The 22,198-nt window shown below is 64.0% G+C and carries 19 protein-coding genes and 1 riboswitch; of the genes, 13 read left to right on the top strand and 6 right to left on the bottom strand.

Going from position 1 to position 22,198, the window contains the following annotated elements; all coding sequences use genetic code 11:
* The first annotated feature begins 232 nt into the window (after positions 1 to 232).
* Positions 233 to 1,018 carry an LPS export ABC transporter ATP-binding protein gene (lptB, locus tag EP837_RS15135; protein WP_066530401.1) on the top strand — a complete coding sequence of 262 codons (786 nt, stop codon included), beginning with the start codon at positions 233 to 235 and terminating at the stop codon, positions 1,016 to 1,018.
* Positions 1,019 to 1,067: 49 nt separating this feature from the next.
* On the top strand, positions 1,068 to 2,573 hold the full coding sequence (gene rpoN, locus EP837_RS15140) for an RNA polymerase factor sigma-54 (RefSeq protein WP_066530404.1): 1,506 nt from the start codon (positions 1,068 to 1,070) through the stop codon (positions 2,571 to 2,573).
* 127 nt (positions 2,574 to 2,700) lie between these two features.
* Here the strand turns inward: rpoN and EP837_RS15145 are convergent, their stop codons facing one another.
* Complete coding sequence (locus EP837_RS15145) at positions 2,701 to 3,099, bottom strand: DUF1489 family protein (protein WP_066530407.1); 399 nt, start codon at positions 3,097 to 3,099, stop codon at positions 2,701 to 2,703.
* Positions 3,100 to 3,146: 47 nt separating this feature from the next.
* Positions 3,147 to 4,580, bottom strand: coding sequence for a magnesium transporter (mgtE, locus tag EP837_RS15150; protein ID WP_066530409.1), 1,434 nt, complete (start codon positions 4,578 to 4,580; stop codon positions 3,147 to 3,149).
* Positions 4,581 to 4,737: 157 nt separating this feature from the next.
* Here mgtE and EP837_RS15155 point away from each other — a divergent pair, with 157 nt between their 5' ends.
* Complete coding sequence (locus tag EP837_RS15155; protein ID WP_066530411.1) at positions 4,738 to 5,190, top strand: peptidylprolyl isomerase; 453 nt, start codon at positions 4,738 to 4,740, stop codon at positions 5,188 to 5,190.
* A 117-nt stretch (positions 5,191 to 5,307) separates the two neighbouring features.
* Here EP837_RS15155 and EP837_RS15160 read toward each other — a convergent pair whose 3' ends face one another.
* The 3 genes from EP837_RS15160 to ppc form a co-directional block, all read right to left on the bottom strand.
* Positions 5,308 to 5,964 (bottom strand): hypothetical protein, encoded by a 657-nt coding sequence (locus tag EP837_RS15160; RefSeq protein WP_066530413.1) that lies wholly within the window; start codon positions 5,962 to 5,964, stop codon positions 5,308 to 5,310.
* Positions 5,964 to 6,539, bottom strand: coding sequence for a hypothetical protein (locus EP837_RS20655; protein WP_082919735.1), 576 nt, complete (start codon positions 6,537 to 6,539; stop codon positions 5,964 to 5,966). Before EP837_RS20655 ends, EP837_RS15160 begins: the two co-directional genes overlap by 1 nt.
* Positions 6,540 to 6,780: 241 nt before the next feature.
* On the bottom strand, positions 6,781 to 9,477 hold the full coding sequence (gene ppc, locus EP837_RS15170; RefSeq protein WP_066531649.1) for a phosphoenolpyruvate carboxylase: 2,697 nt from the start codon (positions 9,475 to 9,477) through the stop codon (positions 6,781 to 6,783).
* On the opposite strand from ppc, the gene EP837_RS21885 reads away from it, so the two are divergent.
* From EP837_RS21885 to chrA, 5 genes are all read left to right on the top strand, one after another.
* Positions 9,476 to 9,598 carry a hypothetical protein gene (locus EP837_RS21885; protein WP_257784378.1) on the top strand — a complete coding sequence of 41 codons (123 nt, stop codon included), beginning with the start codon at positions 9,476 to 9,478 and terminating at the stop codon, positions 9,596 to 9,598. The genes ppc and EP837_RS21885 overlap by 2 nt on opposite strands.
* 49 nt (positions 9,599 to 9,647) lie before the next feature.
* Entirely contained in the window at positions 9,648 to 11,102 is a 1,455-nt protein-coding gene (locus tag EP837_RS15175; RefSeq protein ID WP_066531650.1) for an ATP-binding protein, read from the top strand.
* Positions 11,099 to 11,566, top strand: a complete 468-nt coding sequence (locus EP837_RS15180) for a low molecular weight protein-tyrosine-phosphatase (protein WP_066530415.1) — start codon at positions 11,099 to 11,101, stop codon at positions 11,564 to 11,566. Before EP837_RS15175 ends, EP837_RS15180 begins: the two co-directional genes overlap by 4 nt.
* Positions 11,567 to 11,719: 153 nt before the next feature.
* Positions 11,720 to 12,661 carry a chromate resistance protein ChrB domain-containing protein gene (locus tag EP837_RS15185; RefSeq protein WP_066530417.1) on the top strand — a complete coding sequence of 314 codons (942 nt, stop codon included), beginning with the start codon at positions 11,720 to 11,722 and terminating at the stop codon, positions 12,659 to 12,661.
* Positions 12,658 to 14,058 carry a chromate efflux transporter gene (chrA, locus tag EP837_RS15190; RefSeq protein ID WP_066530420.1) on the top strand — a complete coding sequence of 467 codons (1,401 nt, stop codon included), beginning with the start codon at positions 12,658 to 12,660 and terminating at the stop codon, positions 14,056 to 14,058. The genes EP837_RS15185 and chrA overlap by 4 nt, the downstream gene beginning before the upstream one ends.
* A gap of 129 nt (positions 14,059 to 14,187) precedes the next feature.
* Here the strand turns inward: chrA and EP837_RS15195 are convergent, their stop codons facing one another.
* A complete protein-coding gene (locus tag EP837_RS15195; RefSeq protein ID WP_066530423.1) occupies positions 14,188 to 16,290 on the bottom strand; it encodes a malate synthase G in 2,103 nt (700 codons plus the stop codon).
* A gap of 105 nt (positions 16,291 to 16,395) precedes the next feature.
* Between EP837_RS15195 and EP837_RS15200 the strand changes: the two genes are divergently transcribed.
* The 5 genes from EP837_RS15200 (at position 16,396) to EP837_RS15220 (ending at position 22,148) form a co-directional block, all read left to right on the top strand.
* Positions 16,396 to 17,301, top strand: a complete 906-nt coding sequence (locus EP837_RS15200; RefSeq protein ID WP_066531652.1) for a LysR family transcriptional regulator — start codon at positions 16,396 to 16,398, stop codon at positions 17,299 to 17,301.
* Positions 17,302 to 17,418: 117 nt separating this feature from the next.
* The gene (locus EP837_RS15205) at positions 17,419 to 17,598 is read left to right on the top strand and encodes a hypothetical protein (protein ID WP_066530430.1); all 180 of its coding nucleotides are present in this window, start codon (positions 17,419 to 17,421) and stop codon (positions 17,596 to 17,598) included.
* A 278-nt stretch (positions 17,599 to 17,876) separates the two neighbouring features.
* A riboswitch (cobalamin riboswitch) is annotated at positions 17,877 to 18,122 on the top strand.
* Between the two features lie 181 nt (positions 18,123 to 18,303).
* Complete coding sequence (locus EP837_RS15210) at positions 18,304 to 20,325, top strand: TonB-dependent receptor (RefSeq protein ID WP_066530433.1); 2,022 nt, start codon at positions 18,304 to 18,306, stop codon at positions 20,323 to 20,325.
* 233 nt (positions 20,326 to 20,558) lie between these two features.
* Complete coding sequence (locus EP837_RS15215) at positions 20,559 to 20,801, top strand: hypothetical protein (protein ID WP_066530435.1); 243 nt, start codon at positions 20,559 to 20,561, stop codon at positions 20,799 to 20,801.
* Between the two features lie 165 nt (positions 20,802 to 20,966).
* Complete coding sequence (locus EP837_RS15220; RefSeq protein WP_066530437.1) at positions 20,967 to 22,148, top strand: acetyl-CoA C-acyltransferase; 1,182 nt, start codon at positions 20,967 to 20,969, stop codon at positions 22,146 to 22,148.
* Positions 22,149 to 22,198 lie beyond the last annotated feature (50 nt).

A 22,198-nucleotide genomic window follows, 5' to 3' on the forward strand; every position in this document is an offset into this window, starting at 1 on the left:
TTCTCGCCACTGAATTTTACAATAGCGGATAGTTTTCGTTGAGCGCAAGCTTCAGCCGCGGCCCATCCCTGCCCTGACCCCTCCGGGGCTTTAAATCAAGCTTTTGACGGCAGCAGAAGCACGGTTGCCCATTTTCCCCTTGCCCCCGCGGCGATCCCATGCACAAAGCTTGCCAATTGCCTTGGCAGAGCTGGTGTTTTACCTCCGCACCGCGGAGCAGCAAGGACGGATAATGGACGACCTCATGATCCAGGATAGACAGGGCGCCCGATCGCCCTTTTCGCCGCAGGAAGTGGGCGAAGGGCTATCCGTCATCTCCATCGCCAAGAGCTATGACAAACGCGCCGTCCTGACCGACGTGTCGCTGACCGTGGGCAAGGGCGAGGTGGTCGGCCTGCTTGGCCCCAATGGCGCGGGCAAGACGACCTGCTTTTATTCGGTGATGGGACTCGTCCGTCCCGATCAAGGCCGCATCATTCTGGATGGCCAGGACATTACCGGCCTCCCCATGTACCGCCGCGCGATCCTGGGCCTTGGCTATCTGCCACAGGAAACCTCGATCTTCCGCGGCCTCACCGTCGCCCAGAATATCAGCGCCGTGCTGGAACTGGCCGAGCCGGACAAGGCAGCGCGCCAAGCGCGGCTTACCCAGCTGCTCGAAGAATTCGGCCTCACCCGCCTCGCCCATTCCCCCGCCATGGCGCTGTCGGGCGGTGAGCGCCGCCGCTGCGAAATCGCCCGGGCGCTGGCCGCCAATCCCTCGATTGTCCTCCTCGATGAGCCCTTTGCGGGCATCGACCCCCTTTCCATCGCCGACATTCGCGATCTGGTGAAGCAATTGAAGACGCGCGGCATCGGCGTCCTCATCACCGACCATAATGTCCGGGAAACGCTGGAAATCGTTGATCGCGCCTGCATCATCTATGGCGGTCAGGTCCTCTTCGCGGGCAGCCCGACCGAACTGGTCGCCAACGCCGATGTCCGCCGCCTCTATCTGGGCGAGAATTTCTCGCTCTGATGAGCGGCCCGCCCGCCTCCCTGCGACCTGACGGCCAAGGCGCCAGCTAATGGCCCTCGCGCCCCGCCTCGACCTGCGGCAAAGCCAGTCACTGGTAATGACGCCGCAGCTCCAGCAGGCGATCAAGCTGCTGGCGCTCTCCAACCTCGAAATCGACGCCTTCGTCGCGGCTGAGCTGGAAAAGAACCCCCTGCTGGAAACCGGCGCGCCAGTCGAAGCCGTTGCGCCCGGCGAGATCGAGGCTGAGATCGATCGCCCTGCTCTTGCCGCCGAGACCGGCGCGACCGACGATCTTATCGGCCAGGGACTGGGCGAAACCGACGCTCCGCTCGACGTCGATTATGGTGCGGAAACCTTCATCGACGACGGCCCCGCCGATCGGGCTACGAGCGCGATTGGCTCAGGCAGCTTAGACTTGCTCTCCGGCAGCGGCGAAGCGCCCGATTTTGACAGCTTCGCTAATCCCGAACAGGGCTTGCAGGAACATCTGATGGACCAGGCGCGCAGCGCGCTGTCGGGCATGGACCTGCTCATTGCTACCCAGCTGATCGGCCAGATCGACGAAGCAGGCTATCTCGAAGCCAATCTCCTCGAAACCGCCCATGGCCTCGGCGTACCGCTCGCGCAGGCGGAGGAGGTGCTGGGCGTCATCCACGGCTTCGACCCCACTGGCGTGGGGGCGCGCTCGCTCGCCGAATGTCTGACGCTCCAGGCCAAGGAAGCCAACCGCTACGACCCCTGCATGGCGAAGCTGCTCGCCAATCTCGACCTGCTCGCCCGCGGCGCCCTCCCCCAGCTGCGCCGCATCTGCGGCGTGGATGAGGAGGACATGGCCGACATGATCCGCGAACTGCGGGCCTATAATCCCAAGCCCGGCCTTCGCTTCTCCACCGATCGCGCGCCACCGGTCACGCCCGACCTCTTCGTCAATCCCACCGGCGCTGGCTGGTCGATCGAGATTAATAGCGGGACCCTTCCGCGCCTGCTCATCAATCGCAGCTATTATGTGGAGCTTGCCTCCGGCCCGCAGAGCCGCGCCTCAAAGGCGTGGCTCGCCGATTGCCTCGCCAGCGCCAACTGGCTGGTCAAGGCACTCGATCAGCGGCAGAAGACGATCATCAAGGTCGCGACCGAGATCGTCCGCTGCCAGGAGGAATTTTTCCGCAAGGGCGTCGCACATCTGAAGCCACTGACGCTCAAGATGGTCGCCGAAGCGATCAACATGCATGAATCTACGGTCAGCCGCGTCACCTCGAACAAATATCTCGCCTGCCCGCGCGGCATCTATGAACTCAAATATTTCTTCACTAGCGGCGTCTCGGCCTCGGACGGCGAAGGCGCGGTGTCGGCCGAGGCCGTGAAGAGCCACATCAAGGCCCTGATCGCCGCAGAAGCGCGCGACGCCATCCTGTCCGACGACACGCTAGTCGATCTGCTTCGCGCCAAGGGCATGGATATAGCCCGACGCACGGTCGCCAAATACCGAGAAGCCTTAGGCATAGGCTCCTCCGTCCAAAGGCGCCGCCAAAAGGCGCTGCAAGGCAAAGCGGCCTGATCCGCGCCGCCTGTTCATGTCAAATGCCCATACCCCCGTTCGTTTCAAGCGAAGTCGAGAAACGGAAAGCGCCTGCTTCTCAACTTCGCTCAAAGCGAGCGGCGCTAAGAGACACACTCACCCCCCCTCAAACCAACCCTAACCGCGTCAACTCCCCCAGCATCGCGGGCGGCATCGCATCCAGATCATCTGCCTCATCCGCGCCAAGGTCCGGCGGCGCATCCTTCCCCTCCAGATACCGCCACCCCTGGTGCGCCCGCTTGGGCGCGCCCCGCACCGCGATCAATCTGGGTTCCAGCCTGATCCAGAAGCGCCCCTGCCCCGTCTCCTGAAATCCAATCAACGGGCTGCGCCCCACGAGCCGATGCTGGTGAACCCAGTAAAGCGAACCGCCCTCCATCTCCGCCACACGCTTGGGCAGGTAACGCGTCGTCAACCGCGCCTCACCCGCATGGCTTTCCAGCCACGCCCGCAATGTCGCAGGACTTTCGCTGCCAAAGGCTATCTTGGTGATATGAAGCGGCATGAGCGAGAAGATGGGCGCTTGCGCACACTGGTCAAGATAGGGCGACCCTAAAGCCCCCAGATCGTCGCCAGCCCCAAAAAGGAAAAGAACCCCATCACATCGGTCATAGCGGTGACAAACACGGCCGACGAAACCGCAGGATCGATATTGAACCGGTCCAGCGTCACCGGCACCAATATCCCGGCCAGCCCAGCCACCAGATTGTTCGTCAGCATCGCCAGCGCGATCACGATCCCCAAATCATGATTGCCATAGATCAGCCCCACCGCGATCCCGATCAAGATCCCCAATGCCGTTCCATTGGCGCTGGCGATCCGGAACTCGCGCACAATCTGCCGGATCGTATTGGAACTGGTCAGTTGATTGGTCGCCAGTGCACGCACCGCCACCGCCATGGTCTGCGTTCCCGCATTGCCGCCCATGCCCGACACGATCGGCATCAGCACGGCCAGCACGACATATTTTGAGATAGTGGACTGGAACAATCCGACGACAGAAGCGGCCAGCACCGCCGTCCCCAGATTCACGACCAGCCAGGAAAGGCGCGTCCGAACCGTCTCCAGGATCGGCTGGTTGATGTCGCCCTCGCCCGCACCGGACAGGCGCAATATGTCCTCGCCCGCTTCTTCCGAAATGATGTGGACCACGTCATCGACCGTGATCATGCCCACCAGCCGCCCACTCGCATCCACTACCGCAGCCGAAATCAGCGCATATTTCTGGAAACGCAGCGCCACTTCCTCCTGATCCATATCGACCGGGATCAGCGTCTGCTCGCGCTTCATGACGTCCGCAATCGCGATCGACCGCGGGCAGGTAAGGATCCAGCTCAGCTGGCAGGTGCCGATCGGCTTATGCGCCTCGTCCACCACGAAGATTTCCCAGAAATCGGTCGTCAGGTCGCGATTGTCGCGCAGATAGTCAATCACCTGCCCGACCGTCATATGCTCGGGCACCGCGACCAGGTCGCGCTGCATCAAACGACCGGCGGATTCCTCCGGATAGGACAGCGCGCTTTCGATCGCAGCGCGATCTTCCGGGTCCAGCGCATCGAGCACGGCCTGCTGATCGGCCGCCTCCATATCCTCGATGATCGCCACCGCGTCGTCTGTATCCAGTTCCGCGGCGAAGTCGGCGACCTGCTGCGGCTCAAGCGCGTCGAGCAGGTCGTCGCGCACATAGTCGTTGAGCTCGGACAGAACCTCCGCGCCCACCAGATCGCCCAGCGCCGCCGCAACATCGCCACGCCGGTCGGATGGGGTCAGTTCCAGAAGGTCGGCGATATCCGCCGGGTGCAGCGGCGAAACCAGATCGCGCGCCCGGTCCCGGTCATCCTCTTCCACCGCGTCTAGAACGGCGGAAACAAAGTCCGGCCTCAGCCGGTCATCCTCGTCATGACGGGATTCCGGCTGCTCGACGGTCTTGTCGTCAGCAGCTAGGTCGTCCGGCCGGGGTTCGGCCATATCGGCTCGCTCGCTCATCGCGTCCCCTACTGTCCGGTTCCTGTAACATTTCGCTGCTTTTGCCGATGGAAGGGATAAATGCAATGCCTCAAAGGTTGATTGAGGCGCTTCCATCCCCCGCCTAACGCTCTATATGGACCAACATTTCCCCACTCCCCCGAAAGAGGAGATTTTCATGGCCGACGAAACGCTCACCCTCACCCTCGACAGCGGCGGCGATGTCGTCATCAAGCTGCGCCCCGACCTCGCTCCCGGCCATGTGGAACGCATCGCCCAACTCGCCAAGGAAGGCTTTTATGACGGCGTGGTCTTCCACCGCGTCATCCCCGGCTTCATGGCGCAGGGCGGCGACCCGACCGGCACCGGCATGGGTGGGTCCAAGCTGCCTGACCTGAAGGCTGAATTCAGCCGCGAACCCCATGTGCGCGGCGTTTGCTCCATGGCTCGTTCGTCGAACCCGAACAGCGCCAACAGCCAGTTCTTCATCTGCTTCGACGACGCCACCTTCCTCGACGGCCAATATACCGTCTGGGGCGAAGTCACCTCGGGCATGGAACATGTCGATGCCCTGCCCAAGGGCGAACCGCCCCGGACCCCAGGCAAGATCCTGAAGGCGACAATTTCCTGATAAAGCGGAGGGGGCCGATCCAAAGATCAGCCCCCTTCTTCGTTAGAGCGTAATCCTGACCACCCGTTCGCTTCGAACAAAGTCGAGAGGCACAAGGCTCGCCCTTTCAGCTAATCGTCACTCCGAACCATTCCCCACGACCGCATTATCGGTCTCACCCTCAACCGGGGCCACATAAGGCCCGATCGCCTCGATATGCCAGCGCCGGTCGGCTTTGCTCGACCCCGGCACATCATTGGCGCGCCGCAACGTGACCTGCCGCAGCCTGTACCAGGGCTTCCCATTGGCCGCGATCCGCCCATAGACTTGCACCGGCACGACGACATAGAGCGACCCTGCCGCGCCCTCCATCTGTCCGGGCGCACCGACATTCGCGTGGATCTCACTGAAATTGCGGAATCGCCGGGCGAAGACCTCGTCTTCCTCGGCGCCCACCGCGCTCTCGTCGTTCCACAGGTCCTGCGCGTCGTCGAAACGCCGCGCCTCCAACAGGCCATAATAGCCCTGCACCACCTGGGCAGCGCCTTGCGGCCCCTTGGGATCGTTCGACCCTTCCTCCAGCGGCGTTCTGTCGTCCGGCAGGCCGCCCGGCGTTCCGGGTGCCGGCGGCTTGAGCGGCTCCAAGGCCGCCTGCGCCTCGGCGCGGAAGCTGTTCTCTACCTGGACGGCATTGGCGCCGTTGGCGAGATTGTCGATCGCGCTTTCCTCCCGCCCGTCACAAGCGGCGAGCGAGAGGCATGCGATAAGCGCTGCTGCGCCGGTTCCAACCCGCATCAGCGGCGCAACGTCCCGCGCCAATGATCCCCATCGGATCGCCTGTCTCGCGTCTCACCGGAATCACCCGACCGGCCACCGCCCCAGCTGCCGCGCGGGCTGCCCGCACGCGGTTCACTGCGCGTCACCGGCGGACTGGCCGTAGCACCCGCGCCATCGCGGTCGCGCCAGCGGCGGCCCTGCCAAGACTGCTCCTGCCGGCGCTGACCCTGCCAAGTGCGGCCTTGATCAGGCTGCGCCAGGCTGCCGCGCCAATGCCCGCCCTGCTGAGCCTGTCCGCGCCTGCCTTCCCAATAACGGCGCTGGCTGTCGTTCCAACGGTGGCGGCGACCGCCCCGGTCGAAGACATAGTAGCCGCTGCCGGGATAATAATAATCGCCATACCAGCCATAAGTGGGGCCGTAATAGCCGGGGCCCCAATAATCATCATAATAGCCGCCATAATAGCCGCTGCCATAATAACCCGAACCCACACTCACGCCGCCATAATAGCCATCGTCATAGGCGCAGCCGCCCAAGGCGACCGCACCTGCAAGGCCAATCGCAGCCAGAAACTTCTGTCCGGACCACGTCATCGCCTCTCTCCTTTTCTCCAATATGGGCAGGATAACGTCTCCCGGTTGAATTGGTTGTGAATGAAGAGACGAAGAAGCTCACTTCGCGTTCATCCATGCTTCATCGTCGGAAAGGGATGAACCGTTTGCATAAGCGCTGGACAGACCGCCTGGCGCGCTGTCTTATCCGCTTCGGCCTTCCTTCCAGGAGGCCAGGGGTTCGGGGCGGCGTTGGACTGCAGCCGTCCCGAATTCCCTTATCTTACCCGCTGTTGCGCAGCGCCGTCGCGATCGCGTTGATCGACAGCTCGATGCCCTCCTTGATCCGCGCATCATCCTCCCCGCCGCGATGCCGCTTCATCAGTTCCACCTGCAGCAGGTTGAGCGGCTCGATATAGGGCAGGCGCAGTCGGATCGATTCATCCAACTTGGGATTCTTCTCCAGCAGTCGCGACTGCCCCGTTGCCGCCAGCAGCCCGTCATGGGTCAGCTGCCACCCCTCGCGAATACGTTCGAATATCGCAGCACCGCCCGCCTGATCCTCGACCAGCGGCAGATAATGGGCGGCGATCCCGAGGTCCGACTTCGCCAGCACCATCTCCAGATTGGCGAGCGCCGACTGCAGGAACGCCCAGCTCTGCGCCATGTCCGCCAGCAGCGCCTTGTCACGGAAAGCGTCGAACGCCTGCCCCATGCCATACCAGCCCGGCAGCATCACCCGCGCCTGCGACCAGCTGAACACCCAGGGGATGGCGCGCAGATCCTCGATCCGGGTGCTCTTCGTCCGGCTGGCGGGCCGCGAGCCGATCTTCAAGCCGGAAATCTCCTGAATCGGCGTCAGCTCGCGGAAGAACTCCTTGAACCCCTGCGTCCCATAAACAAGGTCGCGATAGGCGGCGAAAGCGGTCTTCGACAGCTCATCCATCGCCGCCGCAAAGCGCGCCGCATCCCGGTCCGAAATCCCCTCCGGTTCTAGGCTGGCGAGCAGCGTCGCGCTCGTCATCGCCTCCAAATTGGTCATTGCGACATCGCGCGTGCCGAATTTCGCCGCGATCACCTCGCCCTGTTCGGTGATGCGGATGCGTCCCTGCACCGTGCCCTTGGGCTGCGCCTGGATCGCGGCAAAGGATGACCCGCCACCGCGCCCCACCGCGCCGCCCCGGCCATGGAACAGCTGCATCGCCGTCCCCGCCTTCTCGAACACCGGCGCCAGCGCCTTGCTCGCCTGATAAAGCGACCAGGTAGAGGTGATGTACCCACCATCCTTGTTGCTGTCGGAATAGCCGATCATCACTTCTTGATGGCCCCGCTCGCGCACCACGCCCGCAATCTCGGGTAGCCCGAAATAGGCCGCCATGATGCTGGGCGCGGCCTCAAGGTCGGCGATCGTCTCGAATAGCGGCACCGCCATGATCGCCGCCTGCGCAGGGGCATCACCCTTCGTCGCGCGCCACAACCCCGCCTCCTTCAGCAGCAGGTTGACCTCCAACAGATCAGAAACGCTCTCCGCCTTGGAGATGATATAATGACTAATGCAGGCCGGACCGTAGATGCGATGCGCCTCCGCCGCCGCCTGCACGATCGCCAGTTCGGACGCGGTCTCCTCAGAATATTCCGAAAAGCGCGACCCTAAAGGCCGGTTGCTTGCCAGCTCCCGCCGCAGCAGCGCGATCCGCGCATATTCATCGAGCGCGGCATAATCTTCCTGCACGTCCGCCACCTTCAGCAGCTCCGCAACGACGCGCTCATGCACATCGCTATTCTGCCGCATGTCGAGCGTGGCGAGATGGAAGCCGAATGTTTCCACCGCCCGGATCAGCCGCCCCAGTGCGCCCCCCGTCGCCAGCGCGCCGTCACCCTCGCTCGCTAGCCCCTGCGCTACCGTCACCAGATCGCGCCGCAAGTCGCCCGGCTGCGCATAGGGCTCGCCGTCCAGTCGCGAAGGGCGTGGCGGCTCCTTGCCCACCAGCGTGCGATAGGTCGCCGCCAGCCGCGCATAAATGCCCGAAATCGCCCGCCGATAGGGCTCATCCTGTCGGCTGGGCGAGCTATCCCCGCTTGCCTCCGCCAGTGCCAGCACGCCGTCCGGCACATGCGCCAACTCGGTGGACAACGACAGTTCCGCCCCCAGCGCATGCAGCGCGTCGAGATAAAAGGCGACCGCCGCCTCGCATCCCCGCGCCAATGCTGATCGCAATTGCGGCGCCTGGACGAAGGGATTGCCGTCCCGGTCCCCGCCAATCCAGTTGCCCACCCGCAGGAAGCTCGGCGGCCGCACGCCCAATACCCGCTCCCATCGCGCATAAAGCGCAGGCAGCACCGGCAGGAACACGTCGCGGAAATAGGTCAGGACATTGTCGATCTCGTCCTGCACGAACAGCTTCTGCCGCCGCAGCGGCCGCGTCTGCCACAACAGCGCAATCTGCCGGGCGATCGCTTCGTCCAGATTCTCGCCATCTTCCGTCTCGCTGCGCCCCGCATCCTTCAGCAGCATCAGGTCGGCGATGCGGTTCTTATGATCGATCATGCTCTTGCGCCGCACCTCGGTCGGGTGGGCGGTCAGCACCGGGACGATCAGCGAATGGTTGAGCAGCGAAAGCACAGCATCCCGATCGACCCCATGCCCCTCCAGCCGCTCGATGGCCGAAGCCACATCGGCGTCCGGATCGGCCGCCACGCCTTGCCGGTCCTCGGCCAGATTGGCGAGCATCGAAAACAGCATGAACCCCCGAACGAAGGATAGCGTATCATCCAGGCTCAGCGCCTCCAGCCCGGTATCCACCACATCCGCGCCGTGCAGCCCCCGCGCCCGATCGACCGACGCGGACCGGATATATTCCGTCTGCCGATACAGCCGATCTCCGCCATAGGCCCGGATCACATCGCCGAGCAGGCGGCCGAGATACCGAATGTCCGGATTTTGCGTAACCGCCGGAACGGGGGAGGAAAGAGTCGCCATGAAATCGATGCTGCGCCGCAACAATCGCCGGGTCAAGCCTCGTAACGCCCCACCCTCGTTCGGGCTGAGCCTGGCGATGCCCGCGCACCACCTTCACAAGTTCACCCCGAAGCTGTGCTGACGCCACACAATCCTTGCGCGAATCCCACCGCCTGGGCCAAAGGACATATGTGACCGCCACCATCAGCATAGGAACCGACGGCAACGGCAACCCCGTTCCGATCGACGTCGAGGAATTGCTCGCCACCCGCCTGCTCGTTCAGGGCAATTCGGGCTCCGGCAAGTCGCACCTCCTCCGCCGTTTGCTGGAGGAAAGCGCGTCCCTGGTCCAGCAGGTAGTCATCGATCCCGAAGGCGATTTCGTCACCCTCGCCGACGAATACGGCCACGTCGTCATCGACGCGGGCGATTATAATGAGCGCGAGATCGTCAAGATGGCCGCGCGCATCCGCGAACATCGCGCGTCGGTGGTCCTCAGCCTCGAAAGCCTGGAGTTGGAGGCGCAGATGAAATGCGCCGCGACCTTCCTCTCCACCCTGTTCGACGCCCCGCGCGACCATTGGTATCCCGCCCTCGTCGTGGTGGACGAAGCACAAATGTTCGCCCCGGTCGCCGCGGGAGACGTGTCCGACGAAGCCCGCCGCCTCAGCCTCGCCGCCATGACCAACCTCATGTGCCGGGGCCGCAAGCGCGGCCTTGCGGGCGTCATCGCCACCCAGCGCCTTGCCAAGCTCGCCAAGAATGTCGCGGCCGAAGCGTCGAATTTCCTGATGGGCCGCACCTTCCTCGACATCGACATGGCCCGCGCCGCCGACTTGCTGGGCATGGAGCGCCGCCAGGCCGAACAGATACGTGACCTGGAACGCGGCCGCTTCCTCGCGCTCGGCCCCGCCATCTGCCGCCGCCCGGTCGCGGTGAAGATTGGCACGGTCAAAACCAGCACGCGCGGCGGCACCCACAAGCTGATGCCGCCGCCTGCCGCAGCAACCGAAAATATGCAGGAACTGCTCTTCGCCAGCGCAGGCGAGGACGACGCGCTGCCGCCTCCGCCGCCCCGCGCCGACCCGCCGCCGCTACCGGCCGAGGAACTGATGCGCGCGCTCGCCAACGCCCCTTCGGCCAAGCCCGCCGCGCCCGAACTCGACTTCGGCCAGAATGAGCCCGTGGTCATCGCCGTCCTCGGAGAGATCGTCGCCGACCTTGGCGACGCGCAGCCCAGCGTCTCGACCCTCTATCAGGATTTCGGCGTCCGCTGCCGCATGAAGGGGCTGCGCACGCCCCCGCTCGACCTCTCCGCCTTCCGCAAGCGTTTCGCGATGGCGCAGGCGGGCATGTTCGACGCCGCTGATCCGCGTTGGGACGATGCGATGAAGGCCGCACAACCCCTGCCCGAAGACATGCTCGCGCCCTTCCTCCTCATCGCGCGCGCGGCGATGCAGGGCCTGCCCTGCCCCGACGATGCCGCCCTCGCCCGAGCCTATGGCACCAGCTCGCCCGGCCGCGTCCGCCGCCTCATCGACTATATGGAAAAGATCGGCGTCATCGTCGCCCGCACCGATTTTGGCGGCCGACGCTCGATTGGCGTGCCTCAACTCGGCCTCTCCACCGCAGCGGCCGAAGGATGAGCATCTCCGTCCTCTTCGTCTGCCTTGGCAATATCTGCCGCTCACCCCTCGCGGAAGCGGCCTTGCGCGCCGAAGCCGAACGTGCGGGACTGTCCATCAAAGTGGACTCGGCGGGCACCGGCGACTGGCATGTCGATTGCCCACCCGACAAACGCGCACAAGCCGTCGCCCTCCGCAACGGCATAGACATATCCAACTATAGGGGCCGCCAGGTCACCGCGCAGGATTTCCACCGTTTCGACCACATCTTCGCCCTCGACGCGGACAATCTGCAAAACCTCCGCCGCATCCGCCCCTCCGACGGCACCGCCGACCTCCGCCTCCTCATGGACCTCGTCCCCGGCCGAGAAGGCACCAGCGTCACCGACCCCTATTTCGGTGAGGATGCAGGCTTTGACGAAACCTGGGGAGATGTAACCAGAGCGGCAAAGGCCCTCATCGAACGGCTAAAGGGCTCCTTATAGCCCCTCCACTTCAGGTTCAAACGAGGCATGTGACTCGTTTGAAGGGTTGGGGTGGCTCTGGCACGGCATACCCCTTCCATCCGCAGGCGCTCCCCCTCCGCCCGAGAAGATATAGCTATTTCCTACCCGCCAATCTCATGATACACCTGCATCATGACTTCGTGGTTAGCCCTCCTCCACCAGCTCCCCGCCAAGCCCCCCTATCTGCGCGTCAAGATCTGGCGCCGCCTCCAATCCATTGGCGCGGTTCCGCTCAAAAACGCCGTCCACGTCCTTCCGCATTCGGGCGACTCTGAAGCTGCCTTCCACGCCCTGCTCGAAGAAATCACCAGCAGCGGCGGCGAAGCCATCCTCACCGAAACCCGCCTGCTCGCTGGCCAGTCGGATGCCGAAGTCCGCAGCCTTTTCGACACCGCCCGCGACGCCGATTATGACGAACTGGCCCAGTCTGCCTACCGCCTGCTCGAAACCGGCCCCGCCACCCCCGCCGACATCGCCAAGCTCCAGAAGCGCCTAGAAGAGATCGGCCGGATCGACTTTTTCGGCGCGCACGGCCGCCAGGAGGCGGCAGCAGCCCTCGCCGAACTCGAGCGCCACCGCTATCAGCATCCCGATGTCAGCCGCGCCGAGCCTGCCCAGACCCCCGTGCCGCAGAACCTCACCGACCGCATCTGGGTCACGCGCAGCGGCGTCCATGTCGATCGCATCGCCTGCGCCTGGCTGATCCAGCGCTTCATCGATCCCAAGGCGCGCTTCCGCTTCGTCGATAGCCGCTCCCATGATCCGGAACCGGGCGAGCTGCGCTTCGACATGGCCGACGCCGAATTTACCCATGAAGGGGACCGTTGCAGCTTCGAAACCCTGCTGCTCCGCGCCGCCCTCACTGAAGATCCCGCCCTCTGCGCCATCGGCGAGATCATCCACGAACTCGACATAGCCGACGGTAAGTTCGCCCGCCCGGAAACCGCGGGCCTCGGCGCGATCCTGTCGGGCGTCTGCGCCTCGACTGACGACGATCTCCAACGCATCGCCCTCGCCAGCGACGCCCTCAATCAATTCCACGCCTTCTTCAGCAATCGAAAGGCCGATCGATGAGCAGCAACGCATCGACCCTCTCCGCCGCCGCCACTTCTGCCCCCGACCACGGCATCTCGCTCGGCGAAGCCACCCGTCAATGGACGAAGATCGCGGCGCTCAGCTTCGGCGGCCCCGCAGGACAGATCGCGGTGATGCACCGCATCTTGGTCGAGGAAAAGAAGTGGATCGGCGAGGAGCGTTTCCTCCACGCCCTCAACTATTGCATGCTGCTTCCTGGCCCAGAAGCGCAGCAGCTCGCCGTCTATATCGGCTGGCTCCTCCACAAGACGAAAGGCGGCCTCATCGCGGGTATCCTCTTCGTGCTCCCCGGTTTCTTGTCGATCCTGGCGCTAAGCTACATCTACGTCCTCCTCGGCAAAGTGCCGCTTGTTGAAGGGCTCTTCTTCGGCCTCAAGGCCGCCGTCCTTGCCGTGGTCGTGCAAGCCGTCATCCGCGTCGGCTCCCGCGCGCTCAAGAACGGCGTGATGCGCGGCATCGCCGCCGCCGCCTTTGTCGCCATTTTCTTCCTCGACGCCCCCTTCCCGCTGATCGTGCTGGCGGCGGGCCTCATCGGCTATCTCGGCGGCCGCAGCGGCATCGCCCAGTTCAAGGGCGGCGGCGGCCATGGCCCGGCCTCCGGAAACATCATCCACGACCGCGACACCGCGCTCGGCGAAGCGCTTCCCGATCACGCCCGCCCGAACCTGCGCTGGTCGCTCCAGATTTCGACCGTCCTGTTGCTGCTTTGGCTGGCGCCTGTCCTGACCCTCTTCCTCGCGCTCGGCCCCGACGATGTATTCGCCCGCATCGCCAGCTTCTTCAGCCAGATGGCGGTCGTTACTTTCGGCGGGGCCTATGCCGTCCTCGCTTATGTCGCGCAGGAGGCGGTCGGCACTTTCGGCTGGCTCCGTCCGGGTGAGATGCTCGACGGCCTCGGCATGGCTGAAACCACGCCGGGCCCGTTGATCATGGTAACGCAGTTCGTCGGTTTCCTCGCTGCCTTCCGCGACGCCGGGACGCTCCCGCCACTGCTCGCCGCGACGATCGGCGCGATCCTCACCACCTGGGTGACCTTCGTCCCCTGTTTCCTGTGGATCTTCGCGGGAGCGCCCTTCATCGAACGCCTGCGCGGCAACCGCGCCCTCTCCTCAGCGCTTACCGCCATCACCGCAGCGGTGGTGGGCGTGATCCTGAACCTCGCCCTCTGGTTCGCGATCCACACGCTCTTCGGGAAGGTTCAGGCCGTAGCGACGCCGACCGGATCGCTCGACGTCCCGGTCCTCGCCTCGATCAATCTCCCGGCCCTGATCCTCTCCACCGCAGCGCTCATCGCCGTCCTGCGCTTCAAGGCCGGGGTCCTCCCCGTCCTCCTCTGCTCCGCCGCAGCAGGCGCCGCTTTTATCCTGCTGACCTAGCGCACGATGATGTTGGAACGCACCGTCTGCGTCCGCTCGCTACCAACATAGTCGCGAAGCGGAGAGCGCGACGTTAACGTTTTTCCGATTTGGACCGAAACGAACGGATCAACCCCCAATCATGTTACTCTAGGCTAGCGCTTTCACCCGAGCCCTGAACGCATGCAACAAGGGCTCGGTATAGCCGTTAGGCTGCACCACGCCCTCAAACACCAGCGCCCGCGCCGCCTGGAAAGCCAGGCTCTCCTCCTCCCGCCCCCTCATCGGCTGGTAAAGCGGATCGCCCTTATTCTGCGCATCCACCTTCGCCGCCATCCGCTTGAGCGCTGCATCGACCTCGTCGGCGGAACACACCCCATGCAGTAGCCAACTGGCGATATGCTGCGAAGAAATCCGCAACGTCGCCCGGTCCTCCATCAGCCCGATGTCATGAATGTCCGGTACCTTGGAGCAACCGACGCCCTGATCCACCCAGCGCACGACATAACCCAATATCCCCTGCGCATTATTGTCCAGCTCGTCGCGAATATCCTCCGCCGACCAGTTCACCCCAGCCGCCAGCGGGATCGTCAGCAGCGCGTCCAGACCCGCGACCGGCTCCGCCTTCCGCTCCTCCTGGCGCGCAAACACGTCGACGGCATGATAGTGCGTCGCGTGCAAGGTCGCGGCCGTCGGGGAAGGCACCCAGGCCGTATTCGCCCCCGTCATCACATGCCCGATCTTCTGCTCCAGCATGTCCGCCATCCGGTCCGGCGCGGCCCACATGCCCTTGCCGATCTGCGCCTTGCCGGACAGTCCGCAGGCAAGCCCGATCTGCACATTGCGATCCTCATAGGCTTTGATCCAGGCGGCATCCTTCATCTCGCCCTTGCGGACCATCGGCCCCGCGCGCATCGACGTATGGATCTCGTCGCCTGTGCGATCCAGGAAGCCGGTATTGATGAAGACGATCCGGTCCCGCACCGCATGGATGCAGGCGGCGAGGTTCGCCGAAGTCCGCCGCTCCTCATCCATCACCCCGACCTTCAGCTGATGCCGCTTCAGCCCCAGCAGATCCTCGATCGCGTCGAATAAATCGTTGGTGAAGGCGACCTCCTCCGGGCCATGCATCTTGGGCTTGACGATATAGATACTGCCCGCCCGGCTGTTGACGAAGCGCCCCTCCCGCCGAAGGTCGTGCAAGGCGATCAGGCTGGTGACAATCCCGTCAAGAATCCCCTCCGGCGCCTCCGCCCCGTCGCTCATCCGGACGGCAGGCGTCGTCATCAAATGCCCGACATTGCGCACGAACAGCAGCGACCGCCCCGGCAGGGTAAAGCTGCTCCCATCGGGCGCGACATAGCTGCGGTCGCCGTTCAACCGCCGCGTCATCATCGCGCCATTCTTCTCGAAACTATCCTCCAGATCGCCCTTCATCAGGCCCAGCCAGTTGGCATAAGCCGCAACCTTATCGGCGGCATCCACCGCCGCGACCGAGTCCTCCAGGTCGCAAATGGTCGATAATGCGGACTCCAGCACGACATCCGCCAAATGCGCCGGATCATCCCGCCCCACGGCATGCCCAGCATCGATCACCAGCTCGATATGAAGCCCATTATTGCGCAGCAGGAAATTATCCCCCGCCCGTCCCACCAATTGCGAAGCATTCCGCAACACCGGCGCTTCCCCTCGCCAGTCCGCCCAGCTCCCATCGGCCAGCGGGACGGCCCGGTCCAGAAACTCCTTGGCCCAGCCAATCACCTGCGCCCCGCGCGCCGCATCATAGCCCTTCCCCGCCGGAACGCTCCCAATCGCATCGGTCCCATAGAGCGCATCATAGAGGCTCCCCCACCGCGCATTAGCCGCGTTCAGCAGGAAGCGCGCATTGAGGATCGGCACGACCAGCTGCGGCCCCGCCAGCCTCGCCAGCTCGTCATCCACCCGCGTCGATCCGATGGCAAAGGGAGCAGGCTCCGGCGCCAGATAGCCAATCTCGGTCAGGAAAGCCCGGTAAGCCGTCCCATCCACCGCTTGCCCCGCGTGAGCCTCATGCCACTTATCGATCTGATCCTGCATCGCGTCCCGCTTCGCCAGCAGCGCGGCATTACGCGGGCCAAAGCGCTCGAAAATGCCGGCCACCCCGCCCCAGAAATCATCCGCCTCGATCCCGGTGCCGGGCAACACCTTCTCATCGATGAAGCCCGCCAGCTCGGCGGCGACCTTCAGGCCAGATTTCTCGATCAGGTCGGGCATGCATCCACTCCGCGCGAAAATAACTGCGGCCAAGCATAGACCCGCCCGCCATCCTCGCACTAGACAAGAAAAAGTTGAAAGATATTTTCCGCATTGGAAAAGATCATGATGGACCCGGACTATCTCCTCTTCACCCGCGCCGTCGACGCCGGCAGCCTCTCGGCCGCCGGACGGATGCTCAACATTTCCCCAGCGATGATGTCGAAGCGCATCTCTCGCTTAGAAGCCCGCCTCGGCGTGCGCCTCATCCACCGTACCACCCGCCGCCTCGCGCTGACGGAGGAAGGCGCCAGCCTTCATCGCGACATCACCGGCATCCTGGAAGCGATCCAGCAGGCGGAGGACCGCGCCACCAACCGCCACCGCGCGATATCCGGCGCGCTGCGGGTCTCCGCCCCCACCTCCTTCGGCCGCCTCCACATCGCCCCGCATGTCCAGCGCTTCCTGCAGAGCCATCCCAAAGTCGATCTGGAGCTCAATCTTTCCGACGCCTATGAGGACCTGCTCTCGCAGCGGGTCGATCTCGCCATCCGCATCACCAGCGACGTTCCCGCGCATCTGGAGGGCCATTATCTCGCCGCCAACCAACGCATCCTCTGCGCCAGCCCCGCCTATCTCTCGGAACATGGCGCGCCGCAAAAGATCGCCGACCTTTCCCGCCACCGCCTGCTCGCCGCGGAAGGACAACTGCCCTGGCGGCTCGACAACGGCCGCATGCGCCGGCAGATCGACGGCCGTAGTCATGTGCGCACCAACAGCAGCGAGATCGTCCGCGAACTCGCCGTGACCGGTGCCGGCATTGCACTCCGCTCGCTCTGGGACGTTGGCCCGCTTCTCGCCGAGGGAAAGCTCGTCCGCCTGCTCGATGGCTGGGAAGGCCCCTCTGACCTCGCCGTCTATGCCGTCCATCCCCGCGCGGCGGGCCGTCCCCCCGCGGTCGATGCCTTCATCGCCTTTCTCCGCCAAACCTTCCGCAATGCCCCCTGGAACGTGCCGGCATCCAAGCACTGAGACGGCCAAAATAGCTTCAAAAGTTGATGCTTTTTCAACTCTAATCTGTTTTATTGCCGCCGCGACCGGCCCAGTGATATAGGGACGGCCATAAGAAATCAGAGAGAGGATTGGGCCATGCGCCCCCACGACGCATCACATTTTTCCGCCTGCGCGGCACTGGAAGCGCGGCAGGCCAGAGAAGCCCGGCAGCGCGGAGCAGACCAGGCGACCATCGCACTGCATAACGAACGCGCCGTCCGCTACCAGGCCATGGCCTTGCGCCTCAAGCGCAACTCCGGCAACGCGCTGAACTGAGCAACGACAGCCATTCCCCCTCCCCCCTTCAGGCAGAGAGCCGGGGCGAAAGAAGCGCTCCGACCGACAACTCCTCCGTCATCCCGGCCTTGAGCCTGCATCCCGCTTCCTCTGATCGGCAAAGTTAAGCGAGACCCCGGACCAAGTCCGGGGTGACCAGAACTGGCGACCGTCATTGGTCCTCAACAGCCCTTCCAAGTCCCCCTCCACTTCTCCCCACCCAACCACCCCCTTGCCTCTCCCCCGCACCCTCGCTATCGCCACCCCGTCCGGTTCACCCGGACAAAGATCGCGCCGGTGCCTCGAAAGAGGCTTAAAAGGGAACACGGTAAGGGGGGCATCCGCCTCCCGAAGCCGAGGCTGTCCCTGCAACTGTAAGCGGCGAGCGCGATGCACATCGCCCCACCTCACAAGCAGGAGGGTGCAAGTCACTGGGCGGACGCTAAGTCATGCGAGCTCCGGGAAGGCCGTGCATCAAGCGACGACCCGCGAGCCAGGAGACCTGCCGGCGTATGGTCGCTCTTGCCTTGGCCCAGGGGATGGCCGCGGCACGGTGATTTCCGTCTGAGCGACGAACGAGCGGTGGAGGCCGCTTCGGTGACGTTGGCGGCCGCCTTGGGGGCGTCCGGCTGCCTGCGTGCGCCGGCCGTTCGCTAGGGCGGCAGGTCTCTTACCGGATGTCGCCAGACGCCCGGAGTGAACGACATGAAATCTCACAGCGATTTGGCCTGGGTCGCCTGCGCCCTCACCGCCAGCCTTTCGGCTTCTCCCGCCACTGCCGCCGATGATGCGGCAGCCGCCGAAGCGGCCGCCACCATCATCGTTTTCGGCCGGGGAGAGGACAAGATCGGCACCGCCCATGCGGCGAGCGAAGGCAGCGTCGGCGGCGCGGACCTGCTTGTCCGCCCGCTGCTGCGCGTCGCCGAACTACTCGAAGCCGTGCCCGGCATGGTCGCCGCCCAACATTCGGGCAGCGGCAAGGCCAATCAATATTTCCTGCGTGGCTTCAACCTCGACCATGGGTCGGACTTCACCACTTACATTGACGGCGTGCAGATGAACTTCCGCACCCACGGGCATGGCCATGGCTATCTCGACCTCAACGGCCTCATCCCGGAAATCGTCGCGCGGGAGGATTTTCGCAAAGGTCCCTATCGCGCCGATGGCGGCGACTTCGCGCTGGCGGGCGCAGCCTATATGACCACGATCGACGGCTATGACCGGCCCTGGATATCGGCGGAGGGCGGCTCCTATGGCTGGCGCAGGCTGGCGGCAGGCGGCACGGTCAAGGCCGGTGGAGGCGATCTCACGCTCGTCGCCCAGGCCAAGGCTTATGATGGTCCCTGGGAAGAGCCGGAACATCTGCGCCATTATGCGGGCTTCGCCAAATATGCGATCCCGGCCGGGGCCGGAAAGCTCGAAGCCTCGCTCCACGCCTATCGCTCGACCTGGCGCCCTACCGAGCAGATTCCCGAACGGATCATCGGCACGCTCCAATGTCCGGACGTCTTCTGCTCGCCAGACCCTTCCGCGCGCGGCGAAACGACGCGCATCATCGGCAATCTCGCCGCCGTCCAGCCGACATGGCGCGCCAATCTCTACGCTCAATTTTATGACTGGACGATGTTCTCCAACCCCACCTACGCCGACCCGGACGGGACCAGCGCGCAGATCGAGCAATTCGATCGCCGGTGGGTCCTTGGCCTTACCGGCGAAAAGCGCTGGGACGTCAATCCCGCGGTACAACTGAAGATCGGCACCGAAAATCGCTATGACGCGATCGGCAATGTCGGGGTCGACCGCACCGCCGATCGGGTCTTCCTCTCCTCGCTCGGGCGCTACCGGGTGAACGAAGCCTCCGCCGCCCTCTATGGTGAAGCGACCCTTACCCCGCTACCCGGCCTGCGCCTGACCGGTGGCCTGCGGGGCGACTATTATCATTATTCGGTCACGGCAAGGGACGCCGCCGCCGCCGCGCTCGGGGAAGGCAGCGGGTCGGACACCCTCGTTTCACCCAAGGCCGCGATCGCTTATCAACTCAGTCCCCGCATCGAAGTTTACGCCAATTGGGGCCGGGGCTTCCATTCCAACGACGCGCGCGGCGCAGTGAACGTCACCACGCCGGTTCCCCTGCTCGTCCGCGGCACCGGCAAGGAATTGGGCGCGCGCCTGCAACTGCCCGGCTTCTCTTTCACCGCCACCTATTGGTGGCTGAATGTCGGCAGCGAGTTGCGCTTTGTAGGCGATTCCAATGCGGTTGAGCCTAGCGGCGCCAGCAGCCGCCATGGCTATGAGCTTGTCGCGTTCTGGCGGCCCTTCCCCTGGCTCGCTTTCGACGGCAATTACACCGCCAGCCATTCGCGCTTCGACAATGGCGACCATATCCCCAATGCGTTCAAAAACGCCGCCTCCGCAGGAGCCGCACTGGTCCTCGATCCCTGGGAAGCCAGCATCCGCGTCCGCCATCTCGGCCCATCGCCACTGATCGAGGACAATAGCGTGCGCGACCCCGGTAGCAGCATCGTCAACGCCCGCGCCGCATGGAAGGGCAAAAACATCCAAATTTATGGAGAGCTGCTCAACATCCTCGCCAGCCGGGACAAGGACATCGCCTATTTTTATGAATCCTATGTTCCTTCTTTTGACGCTGGCGGGCCGGTCGAGGGACGCCTGAGCCGCGTGGTGGAACCGCGCTTGCTCCGTGTAGGGGCAAAGTTTAGCTTCTAATGAGCATTGGGAAGGCCACGGCGGAAACTGATCGCTACGGCCTTTCTTTCAACTACTTACTAAAAGAACGGTCATGTTCTTAAAGTAAAGGAACCGGTCAATTTGGATATATATCGCACTTTACTTAGGTTAAGCCGTTGAAAAATGTGGAGACCTGTTGACGCAGTGCGCGACCTATGCAACTTTCCGCTACGGCAAGCTGAACAAAGAATCGGCTGCTGGAGAGGATGCCCATGAAACATGCACCAGTGCGGGGTGCCGTCTTCCACGCAATCCTGCGGGACTGCCTGGAAGCGCAGCGCGCTCCTAAAGAAACCGAAATACAACTGATCGCTTGTAAGATCTGGCAAGACAGTTTCGCCGCCATCTCAAATAAAGACTGGCATGACCTCATACCCGGTAGCGAGGAATATGAATATACCCTCAATGCGGCCCGGATGGCTTTCGGCATCCACGCGGCCAACACCGCTGCCTGAAATCTATACTATAGACTAAAATTACCCGTGCTCCCCCGGAAGTGCTCGGGCAGGCCCGCCATGTCCTCCCTTCATGGCCTTCCTGCCCGAGCGCGTTTTTCTCTTCATTATTTTGTCCCAGCTCTCATATTAGGGTCTTAAAACAATTGCGGGACGGGATGAACGATGCAGGATCCAGTTGTCATTGTGGGCTACGCCAGAACCCCGATGGGCGGGTTCCAGGGCGTCCTTTCTCCCCTTAAGGCAACGGAACTCGGCGCTGCCGCCGTCAAGGCCGCAGTCGAGCGTTCAGCCGTCTCCCCCGAGGCCATCGACCGCATCTATATGGGCTGCGTCCTGGCCGCCGGACTGGGGCAGGCTCCCGCCCGCCAAGCCGCACTGGGCGCCGGCCTCCCCCGCTCCGTCGAGGCGACAACCGTCAATAAGATGTGCGGCTCGGGCATGCAGGCCGCGATCATGGCGCAGGAAGCGCTGCTGGCTGGAAGCGCCGACATCATCGTCGCGGGCGGCATGGAAAGCATGACCAACGCGCCCTACGCGCTACCCAAGCATCGCTCCGGCGCCCGCATCGGCCATGACCGCATTATCGACACGATGATGATGGACGGGCTGGAGGATGCCTATGAACCGGGCAAGGCGATGGGCGTCTTTGCCGAAGACGCCGTCCGCGACTATCAGTTCACCCGCCAAGAGCAGGACGCCTATGCCGTCCGCTCGCTCGAACGGGCGCAGGCCGCCATCGCCAGCGGCGCGTTCGAGCGCGAGATCACCCCGCTGTCCGTCCCGGGCCGCTCCGGCGAAACGCTGGTCGAGAGTGACGAGCAGCCCGGCAAAGCGCGCCCGGAAAAGATCCCCACGCTAAAGCCCGCCTTCGTCAAGGACGGGACGATCACAGCCGCAAATTCCTCATCCATCTCCGACGGCGCGGCAGCGCTGGCGATGACCCGGCGCAGCGTCGCAGATCGCCTCGGCTTGCCCGTCATCGCCACCGTCGTAGCGAGCGCCGCCCACGCCCATGAACCCTCGCGCTTCACCACCGCGCCCGTTCCCGCCATCACCAAGCTGCTGAACCGCGCGGGCTGGTCGGTGGCCAACGTCGATCTCTTCGAAGTCAACGAAGCCTTCGCCGTCGTGGCGATGATCGCCGCTAAGGAACTGGGCATTCCCGCTGACAAGCTCAACGTCAACGGAGGTGCGACCGCGCTCGGACACCCGATCGGCGCGAGCGGCGCACGCATTCTCACCACCTTGATCGCCGCGCTGGAGAATCGCGGCCTTAAGCGCGGCATCGCCAGCCTGTGCATCGGCGGCGGTGAAGCAACCGCCATGGCTGTCGAACTCGCTTGACCGGTTGACGGGGGGAACGATCCCCGTCTTCATGACTTGGACAGGGGGAA

Origin of the sequence: Sphingobium sp. EP60837 (genome assembly GCF_001658005.1) — a bacterium.
In the GTDB taxonomy this organism is placed as follows: domain Bacteria; phylum Pseudomonadota; class Alphaproteobacteria; order Sphingomonadales; family Sphingomonadaceae; genus Sphingobium; species Sphingobium tyrosinilyticum.

Excerpts from the sequence above, each read along its gene's own strand:
- lptB (WP_066530401.1), top strand. The coding sequence starts at position 233 with ATGGACGACCTCATGATCCAGGATAGACAGGGCGCCCGATCGCCCTTT.
- rpoN (WP_066530404.1), top strand. The coding sequence starts at position 1,068 with ATGGCCCTCGCGCCCCGCCTCGACCTGCGGCAAAGCCAGTCACTGGTA.
- EP837_RS15145 (WP_066530407.1), bottom strand. The coding sequence starts at position 3,099 with ATGCCGCTTCATATCACCAAGATAGCCTTTGGCAGCGAAAGTCCTGCG.
- mgtE (WP_066530409.1), bottom strand. The coding sequence starts at position 4,580 with ATGAGCGAGCGAGCCGATATGGCCGAACCCCGGCCGGACGACCTAGCT.
- EP837_RS15155 (WP_066530411.1), top strand. The coding sequence starts at position 4,738 with ATGGCCGACGAAACGCTCACCCTCACCCTCGACAGCGGCGGCGATGTC.
- EP837_RS15160 (WP_066530413.1), bottom strand. The coding sequence starts at position 5,964 with ATGCGGGTTGGAACCGGCGCAGCAGCGCTTATCGCATGCCTCTCGCTC.
- EP837_RS20655 (WP_082919735.1), bottom strand. The coding sequence starts at position 6,539 with ATGACGTGGTCCGGACAGAAGTTTCTGGCTGCGATTGGCCTTGCAGGT.
- EP837_RS21885 (WP_257784378.1), top strand. The coding sequence starts at position 9,476 with ATGAAATCGATGCTGCGCCGCAACAATCGCCGGGTCAAGCCTCGTAAC.
- ppc (WP_066531649.1), bottom strand. The coding sequence starts at position 9,477 with ATGGCGACTCTTTCCTCCCCCGTTCCGGCGGTTACGCAAAATCCGGAC.
- EP837_RS15180 (WP_066530415.1), top strand. The coding sequence starts at position 11,099 with ATGAGCATCTCCGTCCTCTTCGTCTGCCTTGGCAATATCTGCCGCTCA.
- EP837_RS15185 (WP_066530417.1), top strand. The coding sequence starts at position 11,720 with ATGACTTCGTGGTTAGCCCTCCTCCACCAGCTCCCCGCCAAGCCCCCC.
- chrA (WP_066530420.1), top strand. The coding sequence starts at position 12,658 with ATGAGCAGCAACGCATCGACCCTCTCCGCCGCCGCCACTTCTGCCCCC.
- EP837_RS15195 (WP_066530423.1), bottom strand. The coding sequence starts at position 16,290 with ATGCCCGACCTGATCGAGAAATCTGGCCTGAAGGTCGCCGCCGAGCTG.
- EP837_RS15200 (WP_066531652.1), top strand. The coding sequence starts at position 16,396 with ATGATGGACCCGGACTATCTCCTCTTCACCCGCGCCGTCGACGCCGGC.
- EP837_RS15205 (WP_066530430.1), top strand. The coding sequence starts at position 17,419 with ATGCGCCCCCACGACGCATCACATTTTTCCGCCTGCGCGGCACTGGAA.
- EP837_RS15210 (WP_066530433.1), top strand. The coding sequence starts at position 18,304 with ATGAAATCTCACAGCGATTTGGCCTGGGTCGCCTGCGCCCTCACCGCC.
- EP837_RS15215 (WP_066530435.1), top strand. The coding sequence starts at position 20,559 with ATGAAACATGCACCAGTGCGGGGTGCCGTCTTCCACGCAATCCTGCGG.
- EP837_RS15220 (WP_066530437.1), top strand. The coding sequence starts at position 20,967 with ATGCAGGATCCAGTTGTCATTGTGGGCTACGCCAGAACCCCGATGGGC.